At 47.4% G+C, this 3170-nt stretch carries 3 protein-coding genes; 2 read left to right on the top strand and 1 reads right to left on the bottom strand.

Features of this window, described 5'->3' with window-relative positions; genetic code table 11:
• Positions 1 to 103 precede the first annotated feature (103 nt).
• Positions 104 to 1405 carry an acetamidase/formamidase family protein gene (locus tag QMA09_RS16955; protein ID WP_290213983.1) on the top strand — a complete coding sequence of 434 codons (1302 nt, stop codon included), beginning with the start codon at positions 104 to 106 and terminating at the stop codon, positions 1403 to 1405.
• 51 nt (positions 1406 to 1456) lie between these two features.
• Here QMA09_RS16955 and nadX read toward each other — a convergent pair whose 3' ends face one another.
• Positions 1457 to 2236 carry an aspartate dehydrogenase gene (gene nadX, locus QMA09_RS16950; protein ID WP_290213982.1) on the bottom strand — a complete coding sequence of 260 codons (780 nt, stop codon included), beginning with the start codon at positions 2234 to 2236 and terminating at the stop codon, positions 1457 to 1459.
• A gap of 217 nt (positions 2237 to 2453) precedes the next feature.
• On the opposite strand from nadX, the gene QMA09_RS16945 reads away from it, so the two are divergent.
• Positions 2454 to 3077 carry a conserved oligomeric Golgi complex subunit 6 gene (locus tag QMA09_RS16945; RefSeq protein WP_290213981.1) on the top strand — a complete coding sequence of 208 codons (624 nt, stop codon included), beginning with the start codon at positions 2454 to 2456 and terminating at the stop codon, positions 3075 to 3077.
• Positions 3078 to 3170: the final 93 nt, after the last annotated feature.

Raw genomic sequence — 3170 nt, 5'->3', positions numbered from 1 at the left:
TTAAATACTTTGATGGTCCGCGAAGAGCCGGACAATTGTGAATGGCTTCTGCAAGCGATATAATTTGATTAGTCTGACAAATAAAACCTTGAGGAGGAATATCGTGAACAAAACGGCAGTTGAAACCTTATTCGTCAATCATTTCGTCGATGGCATTTTGGACCCGAACAAAGAAATGCTGGGGCCGGTGAAAGACGGCGGCTCGATTATCGCCAACACCGCACCGGGCTGTTGGGGGCCGATGATTACGCCGAGCATCAAAGGCGGACATGAAGTGACCAAGCCGGTTTACGTCGAAGGCGCAGAACCGGGCGATGCAATCGCAATCCGTATCCAGTCAATCACAGTCACTTCCCAAGCGACTGCTTCCGGCAATGACCAAATGCTCACAGACCGATGCGACGGCGATGGCTTTGTTGCAGCGAAATGCCCGCAATGCGGCACGAAGAATCCGGAAACCGTCATCAAAGGCATCGGCCCTGAAGCGATCCGCTGCAAAACCTGTGGAGCGGACGCCACACCGTTCATCTTCACCAATGGATACACGATGTTTTTTGGCGAAAAAGGAGACGTCGGCCTGACCTTGCCGCAAGGAGCAGCCGAAACGATTGCAGAAGCCGGGCGCTTTTACATGAACACGCCGGAAGCATCTGTCCAAAATCCGGTCGTGACGTTTGCGCCGCATGATTTGGTCGGCACCATGGCCCGCATGCGCCCGTTCCTCGGTCAGCTTGGCACGACGCCATCGCGGCCAACGCCGGATTCCCATAACGCCGGCGATTTCGGTTCGTTCCTTGTCGGCGCACCGCATGATTACACAAGCACACAGGAAGAATTGGAAACGCACCGCACGGACGGCCATTTGGACGTCAACCGCGTGCGCACTGGCGCCATCTTGATCTGTCCGGTGAAAGTTCCGGGCGGCGGCATTTACCTTGGCGACATGCACGCCATGCAAGGCGACGGCGAAATCGCCGGCCACACGACCGACGTTTCCGGCATTGCCCACCTTCAGGTCCATGTCTTGAAGGGCTTGAACATCCAAGGGCCGATCTTGCTGCCGAATGTCGAAGACCTGCCCTACACAGCGAAGCCATTCAGCGCAGAAGAACGCCAATCGGCGCAGCAAATCGCCGATAACTGGAACGTTGCCAAGATTGAAGAATCGTATCCGGTGTCCTTTATCGGCTCCGGTCCGAACTTGAACGACGCCACAGAAAACGGCCTGCAGCGCGCCGCTGACTTTTTCGGCGCATCGGTGCCCGAAATCATGAACCGCGCCACCATAACCGGTGCCATCGAAATCGGCCGCCATCCGGGCGTCGTCACCGTGACGTTCCTTGCGCCAGAGCCGTATTTGAATAAAACCGGACTGCTCGAGTTAGTCAAAAACCAATACCGGTAATGAAAAAACCGCCCTTCCGAAAAACGGAGAGGCGGTTATTTTTGTAGTTATTCAATTGCCGATCCGCAGCGCGCGGTCTTTGTTCTGCAGCACAGCGAGGATGCTCAAGGCAGCAAGCAGGCTCGTCTTCGGGTTATTCGGCATCGGCTTGTTTTCGACTTGCAGCTGCATCCTGCCGAAATCCCCTTCCGCTTCGATCGTATGGGTATTCCGCTCGATCGCCGGGTCAACGATGACGCGCACTTCCGTCTTTTCGACCCCGATTCCCGCAATTGCGAGCACCAAAGCCACATTGACGTTCTTTGGGAATTTTTCGACGGCTTCAAACGCCGATCCTTCGAAGATCACCTTTTCCTCGTCCGCCTCAATCCCGAGCGATTGAGGCGATTTCCGTGTCGTGATCTGCACACGCTCCAAGCCGCTCGCCGCTTTTGCCGACTGCAAGACGTCGAGTCCGCCAATCGCACCGGATGGCAGGAAGATGTGCGTGCCGCCGGACTCTGCTAAAGCTTTGACTTCCTCCAAAAAAGCGACATCTTTGAAGACGCCGATGCTGCTGACGACGAGGTCTTTCTTGTGTGCGACGACATCTTTTACGTAGAGGACAGCCGCTTCCACAGTCGCTGCCTCTACGACGATATCGAGCGGCGTTTGCAAGAATACTTGGATGTCCATGTGGAAATCGACGTTGAACTGTTTGCTCAAGCGCTGGCCCACTTCTTGGTTGCGTCCGAAAACGGCTGTGACCTTACCGGTAGCTAAGTGATTCACGTTTATCTGTTCGAGCAAATATGTGGCGATGTTGCCTGTGCCGATGATGCCGATGTTCATGGTTGGCCTCCTTGCATAATGGAATGAAAACTTTTAATGGTATGGATAAATTTAGTTTCTAGTTTAACTTAGAATTATTTAAATCGCTTCATTTTGTAATCATCAAATATAAAATATGAATATTTTTTCCATTTAGTAGTAAGATAAAGTTAATGTTTTAAGTTTTTCATTATTTGTTAGAGGAGTTTCTCTAATTCTAATACACAGGAGGATTCAAATGGCTAAAATACCGGTTAACTCAGTAGTCGATACAGTGAAAACATATGGTCCTAAAGTAGCTAAACTTGCATATGAAAATAAAGAATTAATTGTTGATGCAATTCCTAAGATTGAATTAGAATTAAGAAAAATCAAAGAACGCCAAGCAGAAAAATCTAAAGAGCGTCAAGCAAAAAAATTAGCGAATAAAGTTGAAAATGACAATGACCATTTTGAAAAAATGGATATTAAAGCTTACAAAAAGAATACCTTAAGCAAGCTCGATAATTTAAACAGAATTCAGCTAAATAAACACAAGCATGAAATCGAAACTTTCATTTCCCAAATCGCCACTGAAGAAAAACAAGCGCTTGCAATAAAAAAGCCTCTTTACGCTAAGAAAATTAAAGAGTGGAATTCATTGCTGATTCAGGTAGAAAATCAAATCGCTGTAATGGACTATCATGAGTATTTTAACATCTATAACAATCCAGCATATGAGAGCACTTATTTTAAAGGTTCAGAGCGAAAAATACAGAGCTTTAAACAGGTTCTTGATGAAGATTCAACGGAAGCTTTGTTTAACTTTATTCATGTTCAAACGAACAGGGATTTAGCCAATATTGAAAAAGATTTTTTATAAAATAATACTTCAACTTGAGGATTAGAAATCAAATCGATTTTAGATGCAATTAGCATTGATGATAGCTTCATTAATATAATAGTAAACAAAGCG

This window comes from Planococcus sp. APC 3906 (assembly GCF_030407685.1).
Lineage (GTDB): Bacteria > Bacillota > Bacilli > Bacillales_A > Planococcaceae > Planococcus > Planococcus koreensis.
This window is presented reverse-complemented; position numbering and strand designations above follow the sequence as displayed.

What these genes read in the sequence shown, in the direction of transcription:
- nadX (WP_290213982.1), bottom strand. Translation starts at nt 2,236, where the DNA reads ATGAACATCGGCATCATCGGCACAGGCAACATCGCCACATATTTGCTC.
- QMA09_RS16945 (WP_290213981.1), top strand. Translation starts at nt 2,454, where the DNA reads ATGGCTAAAATACCGGTTAACTCAGTAGTCGATACAGTGAAAACATAT.